The sequence below is a fragment of the Spirillospora sp. NPDC047418 genome (genome assembly GCF_040643275.1).
GTDB lineage: Bacteria > Actinomycetota > Actinomycetes > Streptosporangiales > Streptosporangiaceae > Spirillospora.
Map to the genome: position 1 here is coordinate 18,897 of NZ_JBEYTW010000073.1, position 25,507 is coordinate 44,403.

20 protein-coding genes and 1 tRNA gene are annotated in these 25,507 nt (G+C 73.3%); 5 read left to right on the forward strand and 16 right to left on the reverse strand.

All coding sequences use genetic code 11. The features are described 5' to 3' along the window. Nucleotides 1-294: 294 nt before the first annotated feature. The 6 genes from thrB to ABZ806_RS33105 form a co-directional block, all read right to left on the reverse strand. Nucleotides 295-1,311 (reverse strand): homoserine kinase, encoded by a 1,017-nt coding sequence (thrB, locus tag ABZ806_RS33080; protein ID WP_500221398.1) that lies wholly within the window; start codon nucleotides 1,309-1,311, stop codon nucleotides 295-297. After that, a complete protein-coding gene (gene thrC / locus ABZ806_RS33085; protein ID WP_500221380.1) occupies nucleotides 1,308-2,375 on the reverse strand; it encodes a threonine synthase in 1,068 nt (355 codons plus the stop codon). Before thrC ends, thrB begins: the two co-directional genes overlap by 4 nt. Nucleotides 2,376-2,478: 103 nt before the next feature. Next, complete coding sequence (locus tag ABZ806_RS33090) at nucleotides 2,479-3,783, reverse strand: homoserine dehydrogenase (RefSeq protein WP_500221381.1); 1,305 nt, start codon at nucleotides 3,781-3,783, stop codon at nucleotides 2,479-2,481. Then, on the reverse strand, nucleotides 3,780-5,171 hold the full coding sequence (lysA, locus tag ABZ806_RS33095; RefSeq protein WP_500221382.1) for a diaminopimelate decarboxylase: 1,392 nt from the start codon (nucleotides 5,169-5,171) through the stop codon (nucleotides 3,780-3,782). Before lysA ends, ABZ806_RS33090 begins: the two co-directional genes overlap by 4 nt. Next, entirely contained in the window at nucleotides 5,168-5,845 is a 678-nt protein-coding gene (locus ABZ806_RS33100; RefSeq protein WP_500221383.1) for a DALR anticodon-binding domain-containing protein, read from the reverse strand. Before ABZ806_RS33100 ends, lysA begins: the two co-directional genes overlap by 4 nt. A 21-nt stretch (nucleotides 5,846-5,866) precedes the next feature. Continuing rightward, nucleotides 5,867-6,229, reverse strand: a complete 363-nt coding sequence (locus ABZ806_RS33105) for a response regulator transcription factor (RefSeq protein ID WP_500221399.1) — start codon at nucleotides 6,227-6,229, stop codon at nucleotides 5,867-5,869. 128 nt (nucleotides 6,230-6,357) lie between these two features. On the opposite strand from ABZ806_RS33105, the gene ABZ806_RS33110 reads away from it, so the two are divergent. After that, a tRNA-Arg gene (locus ABZ806_RS33110) sits at nucleotides 6,358-6,429 on the forward strand. Nucleotides 6,430-7,062: 633 nt separating this feature from the next. Here ABZ806_RS33110 and ABZ806_RS33115 read toward each other — a convergent pair. Next, a complete protein-coding gene (locus tag ABZ806_RS33115; RefSeq protein WP_500221384.1) occupies nucleotides 7,063-7,626 on the reverse strand; it encodes a dihydrofolate reductase family protein in 564 nt (187 codons plus the stop codon). A gap of 76 nt (nucleotides 7,627-7,702) precedes the next feature. Continuing rightward, a complete protein-coding gene (locus ABZ806_RS33120) occupies nucleotides 7,703-8,215 on the reverse strand; it encodes a signal peptidase II (protein WP_500221385.1) in 513 nt (170 codons plus the stop codon). Nucleotides 8,216-8,311: 96 nt separating this feature from the next. Between ABZ806_RS33120 and ABZ806_RS33125 the strand changes: the two genes are divergently transcribed. Continuing rightward, nucleotides 8,312-9,172: an HTD2 family dehydratase gene (locus tag ABZ806_RS33125; protein WP_500221386.1), complete on the forward strand. Its 861-nt coding sequence runs from the start codon at nucleotides 8,312-8,314 to the stop codon at nucleotides 9,170-9,172. 4 nt (nucleotides 9,173-9,176) lie between these two features. Here ABZ806_RS33125 and ABZ806_RS33130 read toward each other — a convergent pair whose 3' ends face one another. From ABZ806_RS33130 to ABZ806_RS33150, 5 genes are all read right to left on the reverse strand, one after another. Further along, on the reverse strand, nucleotides 9,177-10,133 hold the full coding sequence (locus tag ABZ806_RS33130; RefSeq protein ID WP_500221387.1) for an asparaginase domain-containing protein: 957 nt from the start codon (nucleotides 10,131-10,133) through the stop codon (nucleotides 9,177-9,179). Beyond that, nucleotides 10,130-11,080 carry a TauD/TfdA family dioxygenase gene (locus ABZ806_RS33135; RefSeq protein ID WP_500221388.1) on the reverse strand — a complete coding sequence of 317 codons (951 nt, stop codon included), beginning with the start codon at nucleotides 11,078-11,080 and terminating at the stop codon, nucleotides 10,130-10,132. Before ABZ806_RS33135 ends, ABZ806_RS33130 begins: the two co-directional genes overlap by 4 nt. A 52-nt stretch (nucleotides 11,081-11,132) precedes the next feature. Then, nucleotides 11,133-12,074 carry a TauD/TfdA family dioxygenase gene (locus ABZ806_RS33140; protein ID WP_500221389.1) on the reverse strand — a complete coding sequence of 314 codons (942 nt, stop codon included), beginning with the start codon at nucleotides 12,072-12,074 and terminating at the stop codon, nucleotides 11,133-11,135. A gap of 128 nt (nucleotides 12,075-12,202) precedes the next feature. Next, entirely contained in the window at nucleotides 12,203-14,677 is a 2,475-nt protein-coding gene (locus tag ABZ806_RS33145; protein ID WP_500221390.1) for an FtsX-like permease family protein, read from the reverse strand. Then, nucleotides 14,671-15,444, reverse strand: coding sequence for an ABC transporter ATP-binding protein (locus ABZ806_RS33150; RefSeq protein WP_500221391.1), 774 nt, complete (start codon nucleotides 15,442-15,444; stop codon nucleotides 14,671-14,673). The genes ABZ806_RS33145 and ABZ806_RS33150 overlap by 7 nt, the downstream gene beginning before the upstream one ends. Before the next feature lie 146 nt (nucleotides 15,445-15,590). Here ABZ806_RS33150 and ABZ806_RS33155 point away from each other — a divergent pair, with 146 nt between their 5' ends. From ABZ806_RS33155 to ABZ806_RS33165, 3 genes are all read left to right on the forward strand, one after another. Next, a complete protein-coding gene (locus ABZ806_RS33155) occupies nucleotides 15,591-16,868 on the forward strand; it encodes a sensor histidine kinase (protein WP_500221392.1) in 1,278 nt (425 codons plus the stop codon). After that, the gene (locus tag ABZ806_RS33160) at nucleotides 16,841-17,500 is read left to right on the forward strand and encodes a LuxR C-terminal-related transcriptional regulator (protein WP_500221393.1); all 660 of its coding nucleotides are present in this window, start codon (nucleotides 16,841-16,843) and stop codon (nucleotides 17,498-17,500) included. The genes ABZ806_RS33155 and ABZ806_RS33160 overlap by 28 nt, the downstream gene beginning before the upstream one ends. A gap of 322 nt (nucleotides 17,501-17,822) precedes the next feature. Continuing rightward, nucleotides 17,823-19,661, forward strand: coding sequence for an AfsR/SARP family transcriptional regulator (locus ABZ806_RS33165; RefSeq protein ID WP_500221394.1), 1,839 nt, complete (start codon nucleotides 17,823-17,825; stop codon nucleotides 19,659-19,661). Nucleotides 19,662-19,755: 94 nt separating this feature from the next. Here the strand turns inward: ABZ806_RS33165 and ABZ806_RS33170 are convergent, their stop codons facing one another. The 3 genes from ABZ806_RS33170 to ABZ806_RS33180 form a co-directional block, all read right to left on the reverse strand. Further along, nucleotides 19,756-21,069, reverse strand: a complete 1,314-nt coding sequence (locus ABZ806_RS33170; protein WP_500221395.1) for an MFS transporter — start codon at nucleotides 21,067-21,069, stop codon at nucleotides 19,756-19,758. Nucleotides 21,070-21,091: 22 nt separating this feature from the next. Beyond that, entirely contained in the window at nucleotides 21,092-22,051 is a 960-nt protein-coding gene (locus tag ABZ806_RS33175; RefSeq protein ID WP_500221396.1) for an ornithine carbamoyltransferase, read from the reverse strand. Between the two features lie 46 nt (nucleotides 22,052-22,097). Continuing rightward, a partial coding sequence (locus ABZ806_RS33180; protein ID WP_500221397.1) for a serine hydrolase domain-containing protein occupies nucleotides 22,098-25,507 on the reverse strand: 3,410 nt, incomplete at its 5' end.

Sequence of the window (25,507 nt, forward strand, 5' to 3'; positions counted from 1 at the left end):
GTGTCCCCGGTACCGCCACGTCCGAAGTTGTTGCGCTGGTATGCCTGACAACGGGATGTCACGGTGTCGGGGAGCCTAGTACGCGGGACCGACACGACCGGAGGGTCGGACAGGCGACGCGCGGCTGACGAGCACGCTGCCCCGAACGGGGCATCTGGTGCGGCATTCAGCCTAACATCACCAGGGCACACTGCTATTCCCCAGAGGTCGATGTCTTCGCATTTTACCTGGCGCGACCGGGCCGGAACCGGCACCGGTCGGTGCACCGCGCGGACCCGGCCCACGGTGCCGCGATCAAGCCCGGACCTCGGGTTCTCCGGTCATGACGCGTGCGCCGCGGGTCGCGACGTCCAACGGGTGTATGTGCCACCCTTTACCCACTTCGGGGACTACTGAATCAACTCGTGATGCGTTTGTGAAGGCCAGGACAGTCGGGCCGGCCCCGGAAATCACGGCCGGCACGCCCGCCGCCCGCAGCCTCTTGACCAGCGCCGCGGACTCGGGCATGGCGGGCGCGCGGTAGTCCTGGTGGAGCCGGTCCTCGGTCGCGTCCAGCAGGACGTCCGCGGGCAGGCCCCCGGTGAGCGCCGCGATGAGCAGCGCGGCGCGCCCGGCGTTGGCGGCGGCCTCGCCGTGCGGGACGGTCGCGGGCAGCAGGCTGCGCGCCCGCTCGGTCGCCAGCCGCTGCTCGGGGACCACCGCGACGACCTGCGTGACCTGCGATTCCAGCCGGACGAGCCGCGCGCCGCCCGGTGCCGTCCAGGCGACGGTCAGCCCGCCGGCCAGGCACGGCGCGACGTTGTCGGGATGCCCCTCGATCTCGGTGGCCAGGCGCAGCGCGGCGTCGTCGCCGAGCAGCTTCCCGGCGGGGTGCAGCGCGCGGGCCGCGACGATGCCGGCGACGATCGCCGCCGACGACGAGCCGAGGCCGCGGCTGTGCGGGATCCGGTTGCGGCAGCGCAGCCGGATCCCCGGCGGCCGGGAGGGGCCGGATCCGGCCAGGTCATCGAGGACGTCGAAGGTCCGGCGCAGCACCTTGACGATGAGGTGCCGCTCGCCCCGGTCGGCGACCTCGGCGCCCTCGCCGTCCACCTCGATGGACACCGCGTCGCCGACGGACACCGCGTCCCCGGCGGACACCGCGTCCCCAGCGGGCGCCGCGTCGCCGGTCAGCTCGACCTCGACGTCGTCGTACAGGGTCAGCGCGAGGCCGAGGGAGTCGAAGCCGGGGCCCAGGTTGGCGCTGGTCGCGGGGGTCCGCACCAGCACCGGGCCTTCGGTCCAGGCGGTTCTCGTGGGCGCCACGCTCAGGTCAGGCCGAGTTCGGAGGCCGCGGAGTGCGCGTCCACCTTGATGGTGGTCGGCGCGGGCGCGCCGGAGATGGCCCAGTCGGGGTCCTTGAGGCCGTTGCCGGTCACCGTGCAGACGATCCGCGAGCCGCGCGGGACGGCGCCCTGCTCGCTCGCCTGCAGGAGGCCGGCGACGCTCGCCGCGGAGGCGGGCTCGACGAAGACGCCCTCCTCGCGGGCGAGGAGGCGGTAGGCGGCGAGGATCTGCCGGTCGGTGACGGAGTCGATCGCGCCGCCCGACTCGTCCCGCGCCGCGACGGCCAGGTCCCAGGACGCGGGGTTGCCGATGCGGATCGCGGTCGCGATCGTCTGCGGCTTCAGGACGGGCTCGCCCTTCACGAACGGCGCCGCGCCACTGGCCTGGAAGCCCAGCATGCGCGGGGTCTTCGACGCCTCCTTGTCGGCGGCGTACTCCTTGTAGCCCATCCAGTACGCGGAGATGTTGCCGGCGTTCCCGACGGGCAGGCAGTGGATGTCGGGGGCGTCGCCGAGCGCGTCCACGATCTCGAACGCCGCCGTCTTCTGCCCCTGCAGCCGGTACTTGTTGACGGAGTTGACCAGCGCCACCGGGTAGTCGACCGACAGCTTGCGGGCCAGTTCCAGGCAGTCGTCGAAGTTGCCGTCCACCTGGAGCAGCCGCGCGCCGTGCACCAGCGCCTGCGCCAGCTTGCCCATCGCGATCTTGCCCTGCGGGACGAGGACCGCGCAGGTCATCCCGGCCCGCACCGCGTAGGCGGCGGCGGACGCGGAGGTGTTGCCGGTGGACGCGCAGATCACCGCCTTCGCGCCGTCCTCGGCGGCCTTGCTGATCGCCATCGTCATGCCGCGGTCCTTGAACGAACCGGTCGGGTTGGCGCCCTCGACCTTGAGGGACACCTCGCAGCCGGTCAGCTGGGAAACGCGGTGGGCGGGCACCAGCGGGGTACCGCCCTCGAGCAGCGTGACGACTGGTGTCTTGTCCGTCACCGGAAGCCGGTCGCGGTACTCCTCGATGAGGCCACGCCACGCGCGGGCGTTCGGGTTCACGTCGGTCTCCTGGAATGACCTGGGATGTTGCCCGGAGTCTACCGGGGCGGCATTTGTCGTCCCGATCCTCGGTGGGCCTTGCGGCGGGGGGCTCGGGTGCGGCTTACTCCTCGCCCTCGACACGCATCACGCTCGTCACCGCCCGGACGATCTCCAGCCCGCGCAGGCCCTCGACCGTCGCGGTGAGCGCCGCGTCCGGTGCCCGGTGCGTGACGACGACGAGTTGCGCCTCCTCGCCCAGCCCGACCTGCCGGACGGCCTGGATGGACACGCCGTGCCTAGCGAACTCCTCCGCGACCGTGGCGAGGACACCGGCCTCGTCCGTCACGTCCACCTGGATGTAGTAGCGCGTGACCGTCTCGCCCATCGGCAGGACGGGGAGCTTCGCGTACGTGACCTCGACAGGGCCCGGCGTACCGCCGGCCACGTTCCGGGCCACCGCGACCAGGTCGCCGAGGATCGCCGACGCCGTCGGAGCACCACCGGCACCCGCGCCGTAGAACATCAGCGACCCGGCGGACTCGGCCTCCACGAACACCGCGTTGTACGCCTCGCGGACGCTCGCCAGTGGGTGCGACCTGGGAATCATCGCCGGATACACGCGGACGGACACGCCGCGGCCGTTCCGTCCGTCCTTGGAGGGAATGCGCTCGCAGATGGCCAGGAGCTTGACGACGCAGTCCATTCCCTTGGCGCCCGCCACATCGGCGGGGCTCACCTCGGTGATGCCCTCACGATGGACGTCCGCGGCCGTGACAGGCGTGTGGAAGGCGAGCTGCGCCAGGATCGCCGCCTTGGCCGCCGCGTCGAACCCCTCCACGTCGGCCGTCGGGTCGGCCTCCGCGTAGCCGAGCGCCTGCGCCTCCTCCAGCGCGTCGTTGAAACCGGCGCCGTAGGTGTCCATCTGGTCGAGGATGTAGTTCGTGGTGCCGTTCACGATGCCGAGGACCCGGTGCACGTGGTCGCCGACCAGCGAGTCGCGCAGGGGCCGCAGCAGCGGGATCGCGCCCGCGACGGACGCCTCGTAGTACAGGTCGGCGCCGTACTCCCGGGCCGCCGCGAACAGCGTCGCGCCGTCCTCGGCCAGCAGCGCCTTGTTCGCCGTGATGACCGACTTGCCGGACTTCATCGCCTCCAGCATCAGCGTCCGGGCCGGCTCGATACCGCCGATGACCTCGATGACGATGTCGACGTCGTCCCTGGTCACCAGGGCCTGCGCGTCCGTCGTCAGCAGCTCCTCGGGGACCCCCGCGCGCACCCGGTCCGGCCTGCGGACCGCGATCCCGGCCAGCTCCAGCGGGGCCCCGACGCGCGCGGCCAGATCATCGGCCTGCCCGATCAGCAGCCGGACGACCTCCGTGCCGACCACGCCGCATCCGAGCAGCGCCACGCGCAGTGCGGGTTTCACGCTTCGACCTCCGCATCGAGCCGCAGCAGATCCGCCGCGCTCTCCCGCCGGACGATCACGCGCGACCTGCCGTTCCTCACCGCCACCACGGCCGGCTTCGGGACGAAGTTGTAGTTGCTGGCCATCGACCGACAGTACGCACCGGTCGCCGCCACCGCCACCAGGTCCCCCGCCGCAAGATCTTCGGGGAACCACAGGTCCCGCACCACAATGTCGCCGCTTTCGCAGTGCTTGCCGACAAGCCTACTGAGCATGGGCGGAGCATCGGACGACCTGCTCGCCAGCGCGCCGGTGTACTCGGCGCCGTACAGCGCCGTGCGCAGGTTGTCGCTCATGCCGCCGTCCACCGAGACGTAGGTGCGCAGGCCCTCGACGTCCTTGACCGTGCCGACCTCGTACAGCGTGACGCCGCCCGGCCCGATGATCGCCCGTCCCGGCTCCACGGTCAGCCGCGGCATCGCCAGGTCGTACGCCCTGCACTCGCGGGCGACGATGTCCCTGAGCCCGTCCGCGATGGACTTGGGGTCGTGCGGCTCCTCGCCCGGCACGTAGGCGATCCCGTAGCCGCCGCCGAGGTCCAGCTCGGGAAGCTCGACGCCGTGCTCGTCCCGGATCGCCACCAGCAGCTCCGCCAGCCGGTGCGCAGCGACCTCGAACCCGTCCACCTCGAAGATCTGCGACCCGATATGGCTGTGCAGCCCGACCAGCTCCAGCTGCTTCAGCTCCAGGACCCGGCGCACCGCCTCCAGCGCGGCCCCGGAACTGCGCGAGAACCCGAACTTCTGGTCATCGTGCGCGGTCGCGATGAACTCGTGGGTGTGCGCCTCCACACCCGTGGTGACGCGCACCATCACCTTGGCCCGGACGCCCCTCTCCTGGGCGATGTAGGCCACCCGCGCGATCTCCTCGAACGAATCGAGCACGATCCGTCCGACCCCGACCTCAAGGGCCTTCTCGATCTCCCAGGGGGCCTTGTTGCTCCCGTGCAGGGTGATGCGCTCGGTAGGGAAGTCGGCCGCCAGGGCAACAGCGAGCTCACCCCCGCTGCACACGTCGAGCCCGAGCCCTTCCTCCTTGAGCCACTTGGCGACGGCCGTACACAGGAACGCCTTGCCCGCGTAGTGGACGTTCCCGTCATGGAACGCCGCCGCGTACTCCCTGGCCCGGCTCCGGACGTCCTCCTCGTCATAGACGTACAGAGGCGTCCCGTACTCCTTGGCCAGATCCCGCACATCGACGCCGCCGACGGTCAGGACTCCGTCCTCCCGCCGGGCGCCGCGCGGCCACACCGCGGGCTCCAGGGCGTTCAGATCCTCCGCCGGCCCGGCGGGGTGGTCCTCCGGCAGCACATCGGCATGCCGCGGCCCAGCAGGGTGTACTCGACTCATATCCGCTCTCTAGGGGTTTCACCGATCATGTTCAGCCCGTTGCCGAGGACGACCCGCACCGCCCGCGCCAGCCCCGCCCGCCCCGGAACGGGCTCCGCATCGCCCTTCGGGACGACGGGACAGCGCTCGTGGACGTCGTGGTACGCCCCGGCCACCTTCTCCAAACACAACATCAGCGGCCTGGCATCCCGTTCCCGCTCCGCCTGCTCGGCCCGCGCCGGCACGTCCCCCATGGCCCACACGAGCTCGGACTCCAGCCCGCCGGCCCTGAGTGGTGCGTCCCCGACCCCGAGCTCACGCGCCCACCGCCCCGCCCAGCAGGCCCGCGCATAGGCATAACGCACCGAGAACCCGGGATTGCCGAACGTCCGGGGCCACTCGTCCCACGTCTTCTCCGGCACCCGCGCGATCCCGTAACGAGGATCACGCAGAATTCCGTCCACCACGTCCCCGACCCCGAGCACGACCCGGACGAACCCGACACCCGCGACAACGCCCCCGACCCGCCGCGCGATCACCTCGGGCTCGATCCCGAGCCGCAACGCCACCGGACTCTCGAAGACTCCCCGCCCGCGCCCGAAGACGACCACGCTCTCCGGCACCGCGACATCGATCTCGCCCTCGGCCACGGCGTTTCGCACCGCGCGCACGAGCGCATCGCCGACTGGAGTCACCCTGGTGAGACTATCTGACCACTATCTGGACACCGCAGCGAGTTTCCGCACCGTCTGGATCAGCTGGTTCGGGTCGAACGGCTTGGTCACGTAGGCGTCGACACCGATCTCGTGCCCCCGCCGCACATCATGCTCCTGCGCCCGCGCGGTGATCATCACCACTCGGATGTGCGCGGTCCCCGGATCCTCCCGCAGCCGCACCGCGGTGACCCACCCGTCCAGCCGCGGCATCATCACGTCCAGCGTGATGACGTCCGGCCGGGCCTCGCCCACCTTCTCGAGGCAGTCCTGACCGTCCACCGCGGTCTCCACCTCGAACCCCTCCAGTTGCAGGTTCACGGCGATGAGCTGGCGGATCACCTCGTCATCATCGACGACCAGCACGCGTCCCAGTGGCTCGGTCACGGCTCGAAGTTAGCCCACTCCACCCCCCGCACGCACGACGAAAAGCCAGGTGCGCGTCACCCCGCCAACCCTGCTAACCTTCTACCGCACCCTTCCAAGGGCGCAGGGCCCCCTTAGCTCAGGGGATAGAGCAACGGCCTCCGGAGCCGTGTGCGCAGGTTCGAATCCTGCAGGGGGCACCTCAAATGATCTCGAACAACCCCGGTTGACCAGGCACTTAGCCAGGCACCGGGGTTTGTTGCGTATGCGGGGGCCCAGTCAGCGGCGTAGCGCCGCGTCCAGGACCCGCCACAGCGCCGAGGGTTGATACACGCCATCCTTGTAAGTGCGGAACAGTCGGCCGTCCGGCCCGGTGCCGTACTCGTCGAAAGCTGTTTCTCGCGGACGGCGTATTTGAGCGCACCGTAGAAGCCGCGCCGGCGACGCCGGTAGTACTCCGGTTTGGAGGGCTCGCCGTTCAGGTTCGTTGCGCAGGCGTCCAATGCTTTCGTGATCAGCCGGGATTCTTCCAGCGCCCGCCGCATCACAGCCGGGCCGGGCATCCCGCGCGTGTTCTTGACCAATACGGAGGTCACCGCGGTGAGGCCCGCTACGGGCGAGACGCGCCCCTTGGCCGCGGCGATCACGATGAGGCCGCCGGTCGGCGACGGCCGAAAAGAGACCGGACCGGTTGGTACCGGTCTCGTTTTCAGGATGGTTCTGGGGTTCGGCGGCGTAGCCGTCCAATGGGTCAACCCCTCCGGGGTCAGAGGGGCTTCTGTGTTGATCAGGTACGCGGTTTTCGGAGCGCGGGTGGAGTTGGGGGCAGGGGCTCAGCGTTTGGTTTCGTATCTGGTCAGGAGTATGCCTTCGGGGAACGTTCGGGTCTCCGTCAAGGTCAGGTTCACCCAGTTGTCCAGGGCCGTGAAGAACGGCGTGCCGCCGCCCACCAGGACCGGTGCGGTGACCAGGATGTACTCGTCGATCAGGCCGGCCCGCATCGCCGTCGCGGCGAGTGTGGCGCCGCTGATGTCGATGGGGCCGCCGTCTCCGGCCTTGAGCCGGGTGATCTCGGTGACCGCGTCGCCGGTGACCAGGCGGGTGTTCCAGTCGACCTTGCCGGTCGTCGAGGAGAACACCACCTTCGGCATGTCCCGCCAGCGGCGGGCGAACTCGATCTCCGCCGGTGTGGCGCCGGGCTGCTGGTCGGCGGTCGGCCAGTGGGAGCTCATCGTCTCCCACAGTCTGCGTCCGTACAGCGACAGGGCGGTCGACCCCACCCGGTCGGACCACCACTGGAACAGCTCGTCGCTCGGTACGCTCCAGCCGAGGTCGTCGCCGGGCGCGGCGATGTAGCCGTCCAGGCTCACGTTCATGGCGTAGGTCAGTTTCCGCATGGCGTCAGCTCCTTCAAGTCGGTACTCGGCGTACAGACCGGCGGGGTGCGGAAAAATCATCGGGGCGAGTGGGCCGCTAAGCGGATTCTTCGCTCGGTGTCTTGGCGAGGTGGATGCCGCGCAGGTTGAGGAGTACCAGGGCGGCGCAGCCGCAGACGAGGGCGATGTCGGCGACGTTGCCCACGAACGGGCCGTAGTCGATGAAGTCCACGACGTGGCCGCGGGCGGGGCCGGGCTCGCGGAAGAGGCGGTCGCCCAGGTGGGAAACCGCACCGCCGAGCAGTGCGCCCAGCGCGAGCGCCCAGGATGCGGAGTTCAGCCGGCGTGCGGTGTAGAGGATGCCCGCCACCGCCGCTGCCGCCGTCAGGGTGAACACCCACGTCGCTCCGGTGCCTATGGAGAACGCGGCACCGGGGTTGTACAGCAGGCGAAAGTGGATCAGTGGTGGGACCACGGCGATGCGCTCGCTGTCGGAGAGCGCGGACACCGCCCACAGCTTGCTGAGCTGGTCGACGAGCAGGACCACCGCCGCCAGTAGGAGCATCACGCCGTACAGGCGGCTTGCGTCTCTCTTCTTCTGCGTCTCCATGCGACCGGATCCCCCGCGATGTCGTGTTCGGGCCGGGGCAATTCCATCACGGGTGACCTCCCATGATGGGATCGCATCGGACTCCAAGGACGGAACATGACTTCTTCGCCGCACTCGCTCAGTTCGTACGTCGACTCCTGGGCTCCCGAGCCCGTCACGGTTCTCGACTCCCTGCAGGCCGGCCCTGCCGCGGCGCTTTCGGCGGTGCTCGACCTGCCGGACGCGGCCGCGGCGGACGGTCTGCTTCCGCCGCTGTGGCACTGGCTCTACTTCCTCGCCTGGCCGCCACGGCAGGCCCTCGGTGCGGACGGGCATCCGCGGGAGGGGCGTTTCATGCCGCCCCTCCCCGACCGGCAGCGCATGTGGGCCGGTGGGCGGTGCGAGATCGTCAGTCCGCTCCGGCTCGGGGAGGACGCCGAACGTGTCAGCAGCCTCGGGGCCGTCAGCGTGAAGGAGGAGCGCGGGATGCTCTTCGTCACCGAGCGGCACGAGTTCCGGCAGCGTGGACGCGTCTGCGTCGTCGAGGAGCAGGACATCGTCTACCGGTCGGGACGTACTGCCGGGCGGCATCCGTCGTCCCTTGACCACGGCGCCGTTCCGCAGGCTGCCGATCCGTGGCGGCTCGCGGTGCAGACGGACCCGGTTCTGCTGTTCCGGTTCAGCGCTCTCACGGCCAACGCCCACCGGATCCACTACGACGCCCCTTACGCCCGGGAGGAGGAGGGATACCCCGGACTCCTCGTCCACGGGCCGCTGCTCGCGTTGCTCATGCTCGAACTGCCTCGCCGCCAGGCCCCGCAGTCCCGGGTGCGGTCCCTGTCCTACCGGCTCCGGCGGCCGGTGTTCGCGGGCGAGCACCTCGCGATCTGCGGCACTCCGTCCGGCTCTCAGGCCGACCTGCGCGTCGCCACCCACCGGGAGGGACGGCACGCCACGGCGGAGGTGACCTTCGCGTGAGCGGCTACGGAGACTCGGCCCAGCGGGATTCGCAGGTGAAGATGTCCCGCACTTCGCCCGGGTTCTGCGCCCGCGTCAGCGCGAGCATCAGGAGGATTCGCGCCTTGGGCGGGTGGAGGTCGCTCCCTATCGCCGCTTCGTCACGGGGGTAGGCCGCCCCGGACTGGGTGTGGGGTGCGGCCACGAAGGTGAGGCCCCTGCCGGCCAGGGTCCGCGCGGCCCGCTTCTGCGCGGCGGACAGCGGGCCGGTCAGGACGATCCCGGCGGCTCCCGCCTCGGCGACGGCGACGAGGGCCTCGGGGCCGGCGTCGAGGTAGCCGGGCACAATCTCCACCTTGGGGATCCGGACGCCGGTCAGGTCGAACGGCGCGGACGTGCCCGGCCGGGCGGTGACGCGCCGGAGCCTGATCCGGGTGCCGTCGATCGTGCCGAGCCGGCCGAGTCCGGGCGACTGGAAGGCGTGGATGCGCTGGCTGTCGCTCTTGACGGCGTCCCGGGCCGCCAGGATCTCGTCGTTCAGCATGACGACCGCGCCGAAGCGGCGGGTGCGGCCGCTCGCCGCCAGGACGATCGCGTTGTAGAGGTTCGCCGGGCCGTCCGAGCCGATGACGGTCCAGGGGCGCAGAGCGCCGGTGACCACCACCGGTCTGGTGCGTTCCAGCGTCAGGTCGAGCCAGTACGCCAGCTCCCCCAGCTCGTTCGTGCCGGTCGTCACCACGACCGCGTCGGACGCGGCCAGTTCCCGCTCCACCGTGCGGGTGAGGGCGCACAGGCCGGAGGCGGTGCGGTGGTCGCCCGCGAAGTCGGCCGCCGTGACCTCGGCGACGTCGTCCAGTTCCGGGTGGAGCGCGCCGACCATCTCGGCGACGGGCAGCCGCCCCGACTCGTACCGCTGGAAGCTCACCCTGCTCTCGGCGACCCCGGCGATCGTGCCGCGCGCGCCGACCACGGCGACCCTCACGCGGAGGGCTCCGCCATCGCGACGGCGATCTTGCGGGGGCCGGTGAAGGGCTCGCGGCCGTGCGCCGCCAGCATGTTGTCGACCACCAGCACGTCGTCCCGCCGCCAGTCGTACCGGACGGACGCCGCCCGATAGCAGTCGCGCAGGTGCGCCACGACCTCGTCGGGGATGCGGCCGCCGTCGCCGTAGTAGGTGTTGGAGGGCAATCCGTCCTCGCCGAAGACTTCGAGGAGGCCCTCGGCGACGTCGGCGTCGCGGGTGGTGATGTGGAAGAACGTGGCGTGGTTGAACCAGACCCGTTCGCCGGACACCGGGTGGACGTGCACGGCGTCGCGGACGGCGCGGGTGCGCAGGCCGTCCGCGCCGCGCCATTCGACGTCGATGCCGCGGTCCCGGCAGTAGGCGGCCACGGCGTCCCGGTCGCCGGTGCCGAACGCGTCGCGCCAGGACGCGCCGAAGTCATCGTGGAAGTTGCGGACGACCATCCAGCGGCGCCGCTCGAACTCCTCGCGCACGGACGGGTCGATGCGGCGGTACACGCCGCGGATGTCGGCCAGCGGCGTCGCGCCCTGCCCGGTGGGCGGCTCGACGCAGTAGAAGTACAGCGTCAGCGGCCAGGCCGACTGGTAGGAGTTCTCGTTGTGCAGGAAGATCTCCTCGTCCGCCGGGTAGTCGGTCGAGGTGTAGACCCGGCCCTTGATCGTGCTGCGCGGGGACGACCGCTCCGCGTAGGCCAGCGGCGGTGCGCCCGACAGGGTCCGGACGACCCGGTCGAACCCGTCGACGCCGCCGACCGCGAAGCCGCGCAGCAGCACCGCCCCGTCGGCCGCGAGCCGGCGCCGGATCTCCGCGCGGTCCCGCTCCAGCAGGCCGAACAGGTCCGGGCCGGGGTCGCCGCACTCGATCACGCGGGGCAGCACGCGGCCCGCCTGCGCCGCACTCGTCATGTTCCCTCCGCCGCTCGTTCGGTTGCGCCACTCGTTCACCTGCGCCGCCCGGTCAGCCGGTCATCGCGACCAGGACGCGCCGGGAGCCGGTGAACGGGCGGCGGCCGTGCCCGACCAGCACGTTGTCGATGAGCAGGACGTCGCCGGGGGCCCAGTCGACGTCGACCGCCTCCGCCAGCCCGCGGTCGCGGACCTGGACGACGTGGTCGGCGGGGATGGGGCGGCCGTCGGCGTAGGCGACCGACTGCGGCAGGTCCTCCGCCGGCACGACGGCGGCCAGCGCCGCCGCGGTCTCGTCGCCGAGGGCGGCCGGGTGCCACTGGTCGGACTGGTTGAACCAGACCTCCTCCCCGGTCACCGGGTGCCGGACGGTGGCCGGACGGATCTGGCTCACCCGCAGCCCGCCGTCGGGACGCCATTCCCAGGCGGCGTCCATGTCCGCGAGGTACGCCTCGACGCGGTCGCGGTCACCGGTCTCGAAGGTGTCCTGCCAGCTCTTGCCGAGCCCGTAGCCGTCGTGCAGGTTCTGGGTGTAGCGGACTCCGCCGGCGAAGGCGGCCCGCACCTCGTCGTCGAGGACGTCCAGCCACCGCGCGCCGTCGACGACCGGGGTGGCCCCGCCGCTGTCGGCGGCGACCTCGCAGTAGAACATCAGCCGCGACGGCCACCGCGAGGAGTACGACAACTCGTTGTGCATGGAGATCGTCATCTCGGCGGGGTACTCGGTGGAGGTGTAGACGTTGTCCCCGACCTTGGTCCGCGGCGAGTTCCCGTGCACGTAGGCCAGCCGGTCGGGCAGGACGGCGTCCATGACCGCTTCGAGCCGGTCGCGGGGGACGCCGAAACCGCGGAAGACCAGGGCCTTCTCCTTGACCAGCAGGTCGCCGACCAGGTCCCCGTCGGCGAGGTATGCCAGGAGTCCGTCGACGTCCGCCGGTGCCCCGGCGTCGCCGGGCCGAATGTCCAGTGGCGTCCAGCCGTGCTCGTCGTCCATGCCCTCACCCTGGGGCGGCGGTCTATACAGTTTCTGTACGCCGGCTTGCTTCCGCACGCCGGGCGCGCCGGCCGTCGCACCGGCCGTCGCGCCGGCCGTCGCGCCGGCCGTCGCGCCGGCCGCGAAGCTCATTCGCGGGTGCCGAGCGCCTCGACGGCGCGCGCCCGCATCGCCGCCCGCGCGGGCAGCACCGAGGCCAGCAGCGCGATGACCGCGCACGCGGCGACCACCCCGCCGACCGGTGACCACGGCACCACGACCGTGAGCCGTCCGGACAGGCCGAGCAGCCCGGCCACCACCCCGCCCATGCTCAGCGCCGACACCAGCACGGCGAGCACCGCGCCGATGCCGACGACCAGCAGGGACTCGGCGGCGACCACGCGCAGCACCTGCCCGCGGGTCGCCCCGGACAGGCGCAGCACGGCCTGGTCGCGGACCCGGTCGGCGGTCGCCATCACCAGCGTGTTCGCGATCGCGATGGCGCAGTAGAGCAGCGCGACGCCGAGGACGACGAACATGCCGAGCCGGCTCTGCCGCCCGCTCTCGGACGTGGCCGCGCCGATCCAGTCCCGGGCGGGGACGGGCCGCGCCCCGAGCCGGTCGGTGGCGGCGCGCAGGGCGGCGAGCGCGGCGCCGCGGCCGGTGCCGGGGCGCAGCTTCACATCGATCGACTCCGGCATGCCGGGGCCGGCGTTGCGCGGGGTGACGAACACGCTGCCGTCGCCGGTGCCGGTCTTGAGCACCGCGGCGACCACCAGGGACGTCTTCGTCCCGTCGGCGAGCCACACGTCGATCCGGTCGCCGGGTTCCCGGTTCCATTCCCGCGAGACGATGATCGTGCCGTCGGTGAGGCGGGCCGGGTCGCCCGCCACGACGGGCAGGTCGGCGACGCGGGCGAGCGCCTGCGGTGTCACCGCCTGCGCCGGGTACTTCACCAGGGCGTCGCCGTCCTCCAGGGCGTACAGGGTGGTCGGCGTCCGGACGACGGTGTCCACGCCGGGGACGGCCGCGACCCGGTCGACCACGGCCCGGTTGAGTCCGGGCGTCCCGGCGGGCGTCACGATGAAGTCCGCGTGGTGCTGGGCCCGCAGTTCGGCGTGCCGGGCGCCGTCGATGCTGGCGGTGGCGCCGAGCAGGGAGAGCGCCAGGCCGACGGTGACGAGCACCGGCGCGGCGGTCGCGGCGGTGCGGCGGGCGGCGGTCAGGGCGTTCTCCCGGACGACCATCGCCCCGGCGCCCGGCAGCCGGCCGAGCGGCCAGGCGACCAGCCGGGCCAGCGGCGGGACGACGACCGGGGCGAGCATCGCGACACCGGTGATCAGCAGCATCGTGACCGGGATGTACTGCTTGCGGCCGGTGGCGGTGCCGGGGTCGCCGAGCACCGACGCCGTCATCCACAGGCCCGCGGCGGTGGCGCCGATGCCCAGCACCCAGCGGCCGGTCGTCATGAGGCGGGTCTCCAGGGCCGCGTCGCGCAGCGCCTCGGCCGGGCGGATCCGGCCGGCCCGCCGGGACGCCGCCCAGACCCCGAGCAGCGAGACCGTGAGGCCGGTCGCGAACGCCGCGGCCAGTGGCCACACCGCCACCGGCACGGTGTAGGACGGGGGCGCCAGCCGCCGGTCGACCAGCCAGCCGCCGAGCGCGGGTGCGCACAGCGGCCCGAGGACGCAGCCGAGCGCCGAGGCGATCGTCCCGACCGCGAACGCCTCGGCGAACAGCATCCGCCGCACCTGGCGGGGCGTCGCGCCGACGGCCCGCAGCAGCGCCAGTTCCCGGCGCCGCTGGGCGACCGCGAGGGCGAAGGTGGACGCGACGACGAAGACGGCGACGAATCCGCAGATCCCGCCGGCCGTGCCCAGCATGATCTTGGTGCCGTCGAGGGTGTCGTCGCGGGCCCCGGAGGCTCCGGCGGTCCGGGCGCGGTCGCCCGTGCGGACCTCGGCGGAGCCGCCGGCGGCGGCGCGCAGCTCCGCGGCGGGCGCGCGGCTGATCACGGCGTCGACGCGCGGGGAGAGCCGGGCGGCCTCGGCGTCGGCGAACAGGACCGCCGGTTCGGCCTCGCCCGGGTCGACCACCCCCACCACCCGGTACGTCGCGGGGCCCCGGGCGGTGAGGACGGGGACCGCCGCGCCCGGACGGGACCCGCCCGCGGGCAGGGCCACTTCGCCGGGCGCGGCGGGGGCTCGTCCGGCGACCAGCCGGTACGGCGCGTACGGGGCGACCGACCAGGGCCGGCCGATGGTGACCCGGGGCCCGCCGGCGGTCGCCGGCTGGGCGTAGAAGACGCGGTCCTCGACGGCGCCGCCGAGCGCGGTGATCCTCGCCGCGACGGCGGGGTCCAGCCCGCGCGGGGCCTTGAGCTCGCGGCTCTTCGTCTTGTCCCCGATGCGGACGTGCAGGCTGCCGGGGGCCTGGACGACGGCGGGCGCCGCCCCGTACCGGACGGCCCCGTCCTCACCTGCGGGCGTCGCCTGGGTGCCGAAGGCGGCCGCCAGGGCGAGCCCCATGGTGGCCACCAGGCCGACACCCAGGGTGAGGGCGATGAACGAGCCGGCGAACGCGATCCAGCGGGCGCGGACGGTCAGCAATGCGATCCTCAGCACGGCGCCGACTCCAGGTGGGTCATCTGGGCCGCGACGGCCTCGGCGGTCGGCCGGTCCATCTGGCCCACCAGGCGTCCGTCGGCCAGGAACACCACGCGGTCGGCGTAGGAGGCGGCGACCGGGTCGTGCGTCACCATGACGATCGTCTGGCCGCGCTGGTCGACCAGGCTGCGCAGCATGGTCAGGACGTCGCGTGAGGTGGAGCTGTCCAGGGCCCCGGTCGGCTCGTCGGCGAACAGGACGGCGGGCCGGGTCACCAGCGCCCGCGCGATCGCGACCCGCTGCTGCTGGCCGCCCGACAGCTGGCTGGGCCGGTGCCCGGCCCGGTCGGCGAGGCCCACGTCCTGGAGGACGGCGGCGATCTCCGCCTTCTTGGGCCGCCGCCCCGCCAGGTGCAGCGGGAGCCCCACGTTCTGCTCGGCGGTGAGGGACGGCATCAGGTTGAACGACTGGAAGACGAACCCGATCCGGTCGCGGCGCAGCAGCGTGAGCCGCGTCTCGCCGAGGCCGGTCAGGTCGGTGCCCGCCACCGCGATCCGCCCCTCGTCGGGCTCGTCGAGCCCGGCGGCGCACTGCAGCAGCGTCGACTTGCCCGAGCCGGACGGCCCCATGACCGCCGTGAAGGTGCCGGCCGCCAGTTCCAGCGTCACCCCCGCGAGTGCCGTCACCGCACCGTCGCCGGACCCGTAGGTCCTGGTCACGGCGGTCAGCCGCACCGCGGCCTCGGGCGCCGGTACCGCCTCGTCGTCCATGCCCGCGCTGTCCATCCCCGCACTGTCCATGCCGCCAGCCAACCGTCCGGAACCGGCGGGCGCACTGGCGCTGGTTCGAGTCTTCGGGGTAGCACTGGTTCTACCCCGGAGGTGGTCCTGCCGTCATGGGCCGCGGCGGGCCGGGCGAGTACGGTCGTGCCATGCGATCACGCACGGCCTGGCAGGCGCTGACCGACCGGGGGTTCCTGGTCACCGGCTGGCCGTGGCGTGCGGCGGCGTACCTGGTCACCGGGGTGCTGGCGGGCGCGCTGGAACTGGTCCTGCTGAGCGTGGCGCTGACCCTGGGGATCGTGTCGGCGGTCTTCGTCGTGGGCGTCCCGCTGCTGCTCGGTCTCGGGCTCTGCGGGCTGCCGGTCGCGGCGCTGGAGCGGCGCCGGCTGCGGCTGGTCGACCGGGAGCGCGCGGCCGATCCGCACCGCGATCCCGAGCGCCCCGGCTTCTGGCCCTGGCTGCGGACCCGCTACCGCGAGCAGGCCACCTGGCGCGACCTGGCGTTCGCGCTGCTGTCGGCGACCGTGCTGTGGCCGCTGGAGCTCGCGGCGCTGGTCGCCGGGCTGGCGGTCCCGGCGGCGCTGCTGGCCACCCCGTTCCTGGCCGCGGACGGCGAGGTGCGGCTCCTCAAGACGTGGACGCTCACCGGCGCCTGGCAGCCGTGGGCCGTCCTGCCGATCGGGGCCGTCTCCCTGCTGGTCGGCGCGTACCTGGTGGCGGTGGTCGCGGCCGCGCGCGCCGCGCTCACCCGGCTGCTGCTGGTCGCGCCGCGCGAGCCCGAGCTGACCGAGCGGGTGGACGAGCTGACCCGGTCGCGGGCGCGGCTGGTGGACGCCTTCGAGGCCGAGCGGCGCCGGATCGAGCGGGACCTGCACGACGGCGCCCAGCAGCGCCTGGTCGCGCTGACCATGACCCTCGGCCTCGCCCGCACGACCGACGGGCCGGAGACCGGCGAGCTGGTCGCCAAGGCCCACGCCGAGGCGCGGCTCGCCCTGGGCGAGCTGCGCGAGCTGATCCACGGCATCCATCCCAAGCTGCTCACCGACCGGGGGCTGCCCGCCGCCGTCGACGAGCTGGCCGGCCGCTCCCCCGTCCCCGTCAAGGCCGACCTCGACCTGCCGGAACGCCTCCCCGACCCGGTGGAGAGCGCGCTGTACTTCGCGGTCAGCGAGGCGCTGGCGAACGTGGCCAAGCACAGCTCCGCGACCGGTGCCTGGGTGACCGCCGCGCGGCGCGGCGACCGGGTGACGGTGGAGGTCGGGGACGACGGGGTCGGCGGCGCGGCGGTCGTGCGGGGCACCGGGCTGGCGGGCCTGGTCGACCGGATCTCCGTGGTCGGCGGCACCCTCGACCTGTCCAGCCCGCCCGGCGGGCCCACCCTCGTCCGGCTGGAGGTGCCGTGCGGCCCGATCGACCGCTCCGGGTAGTCGTCGCCGAGGACGGCGTCCTGCTGCGCGAGGGGCTCGCCGGCCTGCTCGCCAGGTTCGGCCACGAGGTGGTGGCCGCCGTCGGCGACGCGGACGGCCTGGTCGCTGCGGTGACCGAGCACGAGCCCGACCTGGTGCTGACCGACGTGCGGATGCCGCCCGGGTTCTCCGACGAGGGCCTGCGCGCCGCCGTGGAGCTGCGGTCGGCCCGTCCCGGGCTGGCGGTGCTGGTGCTCAGCCAGTACGTCCAGCACACCTACGCGGCCGAGCTGTTCGACTCGGTCGGCGGCCGGGGCGTCGGCTACCTGCTGAAGGACCGGGTCGGCGACATCGGCGAGTTCCGCGCCGCGCTGGCGCAGGTGGCCGCGGGCGGAACGGTCGTCGACCCGGAGGTCGTCTCGAACCTGCTGCGCCGCCGCCGCGACCCGCTCGCCCCGCTGACCGGACGGGAACGGGAGGTGCTGGCGCTGATGGCGGAGGGACGCACCAACGCGGGCATCGCGCGGGCTCTCACGGTGAGCGAGGCGGCGGTGGCCAAGCACATCGGGAACATCCTCGCCAAGCTGGACCTGCCCCGCTCGGAGGACGGCCACCGCCGGGTGCTCGCGGTGCTCGCCTACCTGCGCCGCTGAGGCGCCGCTGGCCGTATCCGGCCAGCGGGGGCCGGGGGGCGGCGACCGGTGCTGACAGGCTGTATCCCTCCTGGTCAAGGGATTGTTGTTGAGGTTCCTATACGCGGGCTATATCCGCTGCACGAGACCGCCCCGGACTATCCGAATCACAACCGATCTCGATCATTTTCAGAGTTGCCCACTCGGTTGACATTCGCCGCAGCGCGGCGCAGCATGATCAAGGATCAACCGAGATCGCATCGGGATGGCGCGCATTCGATACGACGGGGAAAATTGAACATAGATTCCAGCGTCTCTTGCTCAACGGGGAAAGCGCAGGCACATGGAAATCTTTATTCTCGGGTCGATCGAGGCTCGCCGGCTAGGCGAGCCCATTTCCTTGGACGGGGCCAAGCAGAAGACGGTGCTCGCCGCACTGCTGCTGTCCCGCGACCATATCCTCCCGGACGACAGGCTGAGCAGCCTGTTGTGGGGGGAGGATCCGCCCACCACCTCCAGTTCGCAGATCTACACCTATGTTTCCCGGCTGCGCAAATACCTGGGAGACGAGGTCAGCATCGTGCGCAGACCACCGGGCTACATGATGAGCATCGGCCGCGCGGCACTCGACCACGAGAAATTCCAGCGACTGTCGAGAATCGGCCAGCAGGATCTGCGGAACCGACAGTTCCGCAGCGCCAGCGAGCATTTCCGGCGGGCGCTGGAACTGTGGCGCGGCCCGGCTCTGGCCAATGTCACCGAATTCCTCGCCGAGGCGGAGCTGCCGCGGCTGGAGGAGGCCCGGATGACCGTCCTGGAGGACCGGGTGGAGGCGCAGCTGGCGCTCGGCGAGCATTTCCAGGTGATTCCCGAGCTGACCGGCCTGGTCGCCGAGCATCCGCTGCGCGAGCGGCTGCGCGCGCAGCTCATGGTCGCGCTGTACCGGGCGAGCCGGCAGGCCGACGCGCTCGCGGTCTTCCACGCGGGCCGCCGGCTGCTGGCCGAGGAACTCGGCGTCGACCCGGGCGCGACGCTGACCGAGACGCACCTGGCCATCCTCGCCAACGCCCCCGCGCTCGACCGCGTCCCGCGGACCGAGCCGGTCGAGGGGGTCGAGCGGCACGCGCTGCGGCCCCGGCTGCTGCCGCCCAACGTCATCGACTTCGCCGGCCGGTGCGCCGAGCTGTCCCGGGTCGTCGGGGCGCTGACCGCGCGCGACGCCGCCGCCCCGGCGGTGGTCGGGATCTCCGGGATGCCCGGGATCGGCAAGGGCGCGCTGGCGCTGCGCGCCGCGCACGCCGCCAAGGACCACTTCCCGGACGGGCAGCTGTACGCCGACCTGGCCGCCGCCGACGGCACGCCGCTCTCCCCGGACACCGTGGTCGCGTCGTTCCTGCGCGCTCTCGGGATGACCGACCGGGAGATCCCCGCCGAGTTCGGCGAACGCGTCCGGTTGTACCGTTCCCTGACCGCCGACCGCCGGATGCTCGTCGTCCTCGACCACGCGGAGAGCGAGCGGCAGATCTGCTCGCTGCTGCCGAACGGCCAGGACTGCCGGACCCTCTTCACCGCCCGCCGGGACGTGGGACCCCGCGTCGGCGCCCGCATCGTCCGGCTGGAGAGCCTGGGCGACGAGGCATCGCTGGCCGTGCTGACGAGAATCGTGGGCGAGGAGCGGGTCGCCGCGGAGCCCGCGTCCGCGCGGCGGATCGCGCACCTGTGCGGCGGCCTGCCGCTGGCGCTGCGCGTCGTCGGCACGCGGCTGTGCGCGAAGCCGCACTGGCCCCTGGAGGTCATGGTCCGGCGGCTGGAATGGACCTGCTCCCGGCTGGACGAGCTGCGCCACGGCTCGCTCGACGTCCGCACCCGGATCGAGAGCGGCTACCGGGATCTCGACCCGCGCACCCGCGACACGTTCGCGCTGCTGGGCCTGCTCGACGTCCCGGACTTCACGGCGCCGACGGCGGCGCGGGCGCTGTCCCTCTCGGAGACCGAGAGCGAGGAGATCCTTGAGTCGCTCCTGGACGCGCGCCTCCTCCAGGTGAGCACCTGCCCGAAGACGGGCTACTTCCGCTACCGGTTCCACGAGCTGGTCCGGCTGTTCGCCCGCGAGCAGGCCACCGGCCGCACCCTGGACGGCATCATCGGCACCGACGGCGAATCCCTCACCGCCCCCTGCTGACCCGCCCTCCGCTCCCGCCTCCCCCCGCCTTGGCTCCCGCCCGACCACCGCGTCCGCGTTCGCGTCCGTCTCGGCGTCCGGTTCGGTCGTCGGCTCAGTGCGCGGTCTCGCGGCCGCCGGGGGCGTCCTCGGTGGCGAGGGGGATCTCGCCGACCTTGTGCGGGACCGAGCGGATGGCGGGGCTGGCCGCGGTGGCCAGGGCCAGGCAGATCATGGCGGTGCCCAGGCCGAGCACCGTGGCGCGCGCACCCCAGGCGTCGAGCGCGAACCCGGTGACCAGGGGGCCGAGGGCGCTCAGCCCGGAGCCGAGCAGGTCCATGACGCTGCCCGCGCGGCCCTGCATGCGGTCCGGGGTGGTGCGGACGAGGTAGACGCCGCCGACCACGTTGAACGTGCCGGCGACGACGGAGATCGCGATGAAGATCGCGCCCAGCGCGATCGGGTCCCGCACCACCGCGATCAGCGGCATCAGCACGGCCCAGGCGATGTTGCCCCAGATGACGATGGCCCGCATGGTCAGCCACCGCATCCACAGCGGCCCGGTCGCGGCGCCGAGGACGCCGCCGGCGCCGCGGGCGGCCAGGATCACCGCGAAGGCGGCCTTGCTCAGCTCGCCGTCGTGCTCGACCAGGTAGGCGAGGGCGAGGCTGATGCCCTGGAACAGCAGGTTGCTGCCGGCGATGACCACCATCACGGTGCGCAGGAACCGCTGCCCCCACACCCAGGCGATCCCCTGCCGGATCGGCCCGAGGATCCCCTTGGGGCGGGTCCGGGCCGGGCGCTGGAGGTCCTTGCGGATGAACAGCAGCCCGCACATGCCGAACACGTGGCTGAGGGCGGTGAACGTGGTCGGCGACCAGTGCGCGAGCCCGTAGATCGCGGTCCCGAGGGGCTGCCCCAGCAGTCCGGCCGCGCGGCCGCGCGCCTCGTTCTGCGCGAGCGCCGCCGACAGCTGGGACGGCGGGACGAGGTTGCGCACCGCGCCGCGTTCGGCCTGCTTGTAGAAGATGGTCAGGGACGATTCGACGAACGCCGCGACGACCAGGTGCGGCAGCCACAGCCGGCCGAAGGCCAGCGCGACCGCGACGCTTCCGACGGCGAGGGCGGCGCCGCCGTTGCAGGCGGTCATCAGCCGCTTGCGGTCCCAGCGGTCCGCGAGCGCCCCGGCGGGCAGCTGCACGAGGAGGTTCGGCAGCAGCGCGGCGAAGCCGACCACGCCGGCCGCCGCGCCCGACCCGGTGAGGAACACCACCAGCAGCGGGTAGCTGATCGCGCTGACCCGGGTGCCGAGCAGCGAGGCCGCGGCGCCGCTCCACAGCAGCAGGAAGTCGCGGTTGCGGCGCAGCGGCGGCGGGGACGGCTCCCCGGCGGGGCCGGCGGTCGCCGGGAGCCGCCGCACGGGGCTCATGGCGGGGGCCCGCCGTGCGGTCTCATCGGCCTGGCGGGGCGTCGCCGGACTCGGTGCCGAACGGCCCGTACCGGCACCATTCGAGCGCCGCCATCGCGCTGTGCATCTTGTTCTCGGCCTGGTCGAAGGCGATGCTCATCGGCCCGTCCAGGACGTCGGCGGTGACCTCGTCGCCGCGGTGCGCGGGCAGGTCGTGCATGAAGACGGCCTTGGGGCTGCCGTCCCACAGCGCGGCGGTGACGCGGAACGGGGCGAAGCGCGCCCGCCAGTCCGGGTCGGGTTTGGTCGTCCCGGTCGTCTCCCACCGGGTGGTGTAGACGACGTCGGCGTCGCCGGGCAGGTCGTCCATGTGGTGGTGTTCGGCGACCGCCGCGCCGCTGCGCGCGGCCTGCCGGGCGGCGCGGTCCAGGATCGCGGGGGCCAGCCCGTAGCCGGGCGGAGTGCGCAGTTCCAGCCGGGTGCCCTCGAACCGGCTGAGCGCCAGTGCGAGCGCGGCGGCGGTGTTGTTGCCCTCGCCGACGTAGAGGACCGTCAGCCCCTCAACGCGGCCGAAGCGGGCGCGCAGCGTCACGAGGTCGGCGAGCGCCTGGGTGGGGTGCTCGTCGGCGCTCATCGCGTTCACCACGGCCATCCGCTCCTGCCCGCGCGCCCAGTCCCGCATCTCCGCCGGGTCGCCGGCGGTCCGGGCGACCAGCACGTCGAGCATCCGGGCGAAGACGCGGCCGGTGTCGGTCGCCGTCTCGCCGGTGTTCGTCTGCAGGTCGGACGGCCCGAACGCGATGATCTGCGCACCGAGGCGGAGCGCGCCGCTGGAGAACGCGGTGCGGGTGCGGGTGGAGGTCTTGCGGAAGTAGATCCCCACGACCTGGTCGGCGAGGGTGCGGGCGGGGGCGTGCTCGCGGGCGGCGAACCGGACCCCGCGCGCGACGATCGAGCGCAGGTCGGCGTCGGTGAGGTCGTCGATCGAGATGAGGTGTCGCACGGCTCCTGTCTCCTCTGCTGGTCGCGGGTCGGGCCGAATCCGCGGGTCAGGCCGGATCCGCGGGACCGGGCGGGTCGCCGGGACCGGGCGGCGTGGCGGTGCGTCCGGCCCGCCAGTCGCCGGCGAGCCGGCCCCGGCCGAAGCCGGCGTCGCGGCGGCCGAGCGCGGCCACCAGCAGCCGGACGACGGCGCCGCCGGACTCGCCGTTGGTGAGCGCGACGAAGCCGGTGCCGCCGGCGACGCGGCTGATCGACATGTTCCAGTAGCCGATCGGCTCGCCGCCGTGGCCGAACTCCAGGTCGGCGCCGGTGTCGTCGACGATGGAGCCGAGCCCGTAGAAGGCGCCCGGACGCGGCACCAGCATCTGGCGCGCCGTCCCGGCCCCGATCAGGGCGGACTCCTCGCCCCGGTGCGCCCGGCGGATCTCCCGGGCGACCCTGGTCAGGTCCTCGGCGGTGGTCCACAGACCGGCCGCCGCCACCTCCAGCCGGACCCGCCAGCCGCCCTCGACCGGCGTCCCGTCGGGCGCGTGGCCCACCGCCACCGATCTGCCGGACGTCTCGGGGAACCGCTGGTGGTAGCTGCTGGCGTCCATCCCGAGCGGGCCGAGCACGAGGTCGTCCATCAGCTCGGTGAACGGCAGGCCGGTGACGTCCTCCATCACCTGCTGCAGCACCGACCAGTTGACGTTGGCCTTGCGGTAAACGGCGCCCGGCGCGCCCGCCGCGCGGACCGGCCGCGTCGCCACGGGCGGGCGCCCGCACAGCAGGTCCAGCAGTGACGGGACGGGCTCGTCGCGCCGGTAGCCCTTGTTGGGGGCGAGGCTCAGCCCCGAGGTGTTGCCCAGCAGGTGCCGCACGGTGATCACCGGTGGCGGGGCATCGTCCCGGGGGCCGGGGATCTGCCAGGACGTCAGGTAGCGGTTGACGTCCTCGTCGAGGTCGAGGCGGCCCTGCTCGACCAGGGTGAGGGCGCCGAGCGCGGTCACGTGCTTGCTGATGGAGCCGGCCTGGAAGAGCGTGTCGGGGGTGACCGGGTCGGTTCCGCCTGCGGCGAGGACGCCGTGCGCGTGCAGTCCGGCCGGTTCGCCGTCTCGGAGGACGGCGATGCTGACGCCCGGGACGTGCTCGTCCGCCATGGTGGCGAGCAGGCCGGGGATCGGCTCGGCCGGGGCGGTCCGCCGCCGGGCCGCGGCTCGGGGTGCGGGACGTTCGATGAGTCCGGCGACCTCGGCGAGGTGTTCCACGGCCAGCCGGGTGACCTCGACCTCGTCCCGCTCGGCGGCCGGATAGGTCCAGCGGACCCGCAGCCGCCCGGAGCGGACGCCCGCGTCGATCTCCAGCGGGCGCGGGCGGGCGGCGGCGCCGTGCACCGGCCGGGTGCCGCCGGTGACGAGGCGCAGGCCGGCCCGGGGCTCGGGCGGGCTCGCCGGGTCCGCGTCGATGCCGTCCCCGGGGTCGGGGCGGTCGCCGGAGTCGGGGCCGTCGCCGGAGTCGGGGCCGAGCAGGTCCCGGACGGCCCCGAGCACCGAGGCGGGGTCGCGTCGCGGCGGCAGTCGGAACTCCACCGGGCGGCGACGGGCGAAGAGGCCCACGGTGCGGCCGACCCCGGTCCGGCCGTCGTCCTCCACCTCGATCGGCGCTCCGTCGTCGCCCGTCCAGCGGGTGAGGACGAGGCCGAGCGCGGCCGGCAGGACCTCGGCCGCGCGGCCGCCGGCGAGCGCGGCGGTGAGGTCGGGGGGCAGTTCGACCGTGACCGTGCGGCGTTCGCCGGATCCGGCCCACACGGTCTCGGTGGGGCGGTCGGGCCGGTGCTGCCGCCGCGCCCATTCGGCGAAGGACCCGGCGGCGGGCAGTTCGGGCGCCTTCCCGGCGGACAGCGCCCGATAGGCGGTCTCCAGGTCGTCCGCGAGGATCGCGACGGACGCCTCGTCGGCCAGCACCGGATCGACGCGCAGGACGATCCGCTCCCGGTCGGCCGTGGCGGTCAGCACGGCGCCGTCCACCGCCTCCTCGACGGAGCCGACGCGGGCCGTGCCGGCGTCGGCGTCCACGCGGAGGCGGAGCGCGTCGTGGTGTCCGGCCAGCGCGCGCAGGGCCCGGTCGAGGATCGCGGGGTCCGCGGTGCCGTCCAGGGTGATGTGCGCCTCGTGGGCGTGGACGTGGGCGGGTGGGCGGCCGAGCAGGGTCCGCTGGAGCGGGGTGAGCGGGACGTCCGGCGCCGGTTCCGCCGGGGCCGCGTCCTGGTCGATGGCGGCGGCCAGGTCCGCCAGGGTCTCGTGCTGGTACATCCGCCACACCGACACGGCGAGCCCCGCGCGGCGGGCCGCCGCGAGCACCTGGATCATCAGGATCGAGTGCCCGCCGAGGTCGAGGAAGCGGTCGTGCACGCCGACCTGCCCGACGTTCAGCACCCCGGCCCAGATGTCGGCGAGGATCCGCTCGGTCTTGGTGCGCGGCGCGACGAACGCGTGCCCGGCCCCGAGCGCCGACCGGTCCGGGTCGGGCAGCGCGGTGCGGTCGAGCTTGCCGTTGGCGTTGAGCGGGATCTCCTCCAGCCGGACGAAGGCGGCCGGGACCATGTACTCCGGCAGCCGTTCCGCGCAGTGGGCGGTGAGCCCGTCGAGCGGTTCGTCGGCGACGTAGTAGCCCACCAGGAGCGTGTTGTCCGGGGTGGGGCGGAAGGTCGCCACGGCGGCGTCCTGGACGGCCTCGTGCTCGGCCAGCACGGCGCGGACCTCGCCCGGCTCGACCCGGTACCCGCGGATCTTGACCTGGTCATCGACCCGCCCGACGAACTCCACATTCCCGTCCGGCGCCCGGCGCACCAGATCACCCGTGCGGTACAGGCGCGCCCCGGGCGGGCCGAACGGGTCGGGGACGAACCGGTCGGCGGTCAGATCCGGGCGCCCCGCATACCCGCGCGCCACACCCGCACCACCGACGTACAGCTCACCGACCACACCCAGCGGGGCAGGGCGCATGGTCGCGTCCAGCACGTACATGGTCATGTTCGGCAGCGGCAACCCGATCGGCGCGACGTCCCAGGCACCGGGGCCGTCGATCGGGAACACGCAGGTGCCCACGGTCGCCTCGGTCGGCCCGTACTCGTTGATCAGGCGGCCGGGGCCGAGGATCTCGGCGGCGTCGCCCGCCGCCTCCCCCGCGAACGCCTCGCCCGCGACCAGCACCACCTCGGCCAGCCGCGCGGCCTGCTCGGTGTTCAGCTGCTGTGCCAGGACCCGCAGGTGCCCGGGTGTGAGCTTGATGAAGCTGAACGGGCCCGCCTGGGCCAGCGCGGGGCCGAGGTCGGCGAGGTCGAGGTCGTGCGGGAAGATCCGGACCGGCTGACCGCAGATGAGCGGCGCCCACAGGTTCGGCACCGGCAGATCGAACGCCACCGACGAGAACAACGCCCCGCCGCCCGTCCCGCGCGAGACCAGCTCATCGGCCGCCC

Excerpts from the sequence above, each read along its gene's own strand:
- ABZ806_RS33155 (WP_500221392.1), top strand. The coding sequence starts at position 15,591 with ATGCGATCACGCACGGCCTGGCAGGCGCTGACCGACCGGGGGTTCCTG.
- ABZ806_RS33170 (WP_500221395.1), bottom strand. The coding sequence starts at position 21,069 with ATGAGCCCCGTGCGGCGGCTCCCGGCGACCGCCGGCCCCGCCGGGGAG.
- ABZ806_RS33150 (WP_500221391.1), bottom strand. The coding sequence starts at position 15,444 with ATGGACAGCGCGGGCATGGACGACGAGGCGGTACCGGCGCCCGAGGCC.
- ABZ806_RS33115 (WP_500221384.1), bottom strand. The coding sequence starts at position 7,626 with ATGCGGAAACTGACCTACGCCATGAACGTGAGCCTGGACGGCTACATC.
- lysA (WP_500221382.1), bottom strand. The coding sequence starts at position 5,171 with ATGAGTCGAGTACACCCTGCTGGGCCGCGGCATGCCGATGTGCTGCCG.
- ABZ806_RS33165 (WP_500221394.1), top strand. The coding sequence starts at position 17,823 with ATGGAAATCTTTATTCTCGGGTCGATCGAGGCTCGCCGGCTAGGCGAG.
- ABZ806_RS33135 (WP_500221388.1), bottom strand. The coding sequence starts at position 11,080 with ATGACGAGTGCGGCGCAGGCGGGCCGCGTGCTGCCCCGCGTGATCGAG.
- ABZ806_RS33140 (WP_500221389.1), bottom strand. The coding sequence starts at position 12,074 with ATGGACGACGAGCACGGCTGGACGCCACTGGACATTCGGCCCGGCGAC.
- ABZ806_RS33120 (WP_500221385.1), bottom strand. The coding sequence starts at position 8,215 with ATGGAGACGCAGAAGAAGAGAGACGCAAGCCGCCTGTACGGCGTGATG.
- ABZ806_RS33125 (WP_500221386.1), top strand. The coding sequence starts at position 8,312 with ATGACTTCTTCGCCGCACTCGCTCAGTTCGTACGTCGACTCCTGGGCT.